The 1,322-nt window shown below is 26.9% G+C and carries 1 protein-coding gene; it reads left to right on the top strand.

Translation table 11 applies throughout. The features are described from left to right. The coding region (locus CN514_RS24955; RefSeq protein WP_176526086.1) for a sensor histidine kinase at window positions 1–1,293 on the top strand (1,293 nt) is incomplete at its 5' end. Between the last annotated feature and the right edge of the window lie 29 nt (window positions 1,294–1,322).

Here is a 1,322-nt window from a genome sequence, read left to right as displayed (position 1 = left end):
CCTAAATATTACTTATTTCAGATGAGAAATAGAGTCCATGACCTTTCAACTGCGATAAACAAGATGCCAATGGCTGAGTTTAAACAGTCAATTAATCATTTGGAACAAAAAAATAATATAACAATCGCTTATGAACCAATTCAAACAAATTTAGACCAGTTTAATGGATTATTAAGAGATAATCTATATCAAAAAAGAGTATCCTTAAATAAATTTTGGGTTACAGAACAAACACTAAACCAAGTTAAAAATGGTAAAAGAATTAGTAAAATCTATGATCAAGGTAAGTTGAAATCTAGTTTTTTAGTCGATTTTATTCAAAAGGATAATGTATTTATTGTAGTCGGTGTTTCTATTGTATATTTAAGTGATGCTGTTCAAATCGTTAATAAGTTCACCATTTATATTATGATTTTCTTGATTTTAATGCTGATTTTAATGGTTTGGATTTGGTCAAAAAAAATAACAGATCCATTAAAAGAATTAAAAGATATTTCAAAAGAAATCGCTCAATTAGAATTTAAAAAGGCAAAAATTTCAACAAATGATGAAATCGAAGAACTTGCTAAAAGTATTAACGAAATGAGTGACAAATTGAGGATTGCCCATGATGATTTAAATCAACGGAATGCAAATTTAAAAACATTCATATCAGATATTTCTCATGAACTTAAAACTCCATTGGCTTTAATCAAAGCTTATTCTGCAGGCATTAAAGATGGAATAGATGATGGAACTTATGTTGATACAATCATTAAACAATCAGATCAAATAAATCGATTAATCGATAAATTATTAGAGTTATCTAGAATTGAACGTGAAATATTACATATAGAACAATTTGACTTAATTAAGCTTTTTGAATCTAGTTTGGAGAACTTTGAAATCGAATTGAATCAAAATAATATCATTTTAACAAAAGAATATAGTAGAACGAACCAACTAAGTATTGAAGTAGATCGTGACCAAATTGAAAAAGTATTTAATAATTTAATTAGTAATGCTATTAAATATACAAAAAAACCGGAGATTAATATTAAGATTTACGAAGAAAATGAGGAAATTGTATTCATGATTAAAAATGAAACAAATCTTAAAAATTCTACTCAAATTAAGCAAATATGGGAACCGTTTTATGTTATGGAGGCTTCCCGAAATAAACATTTAACAGGTACAGGCTTAGGTCTAGCAATTGTAAAATCGATTTTAACCCGTCATCAGTTAAAACATGATGTGAAATTAATAGATGGAAACATTCAATTTTCAATTCATTTTCCAAAACCCTTACAGTAAAGTAAGGGTTTTTACGTTGTTGAAAAACA

The organism is Bacillus sp. AFS001701 (assembly GCF_002559405.1).
Taxonomy (GTDB): Bacteria; Bacillota; Bacilli; order Bacillales; family Bacillaceae_G; genus Gottfriedia.
The sequence above is the reverse complement of the archived record's forward strand: the minus strand, read 5'-3'. Positions and strand labels throughout refer to the sequence as shown.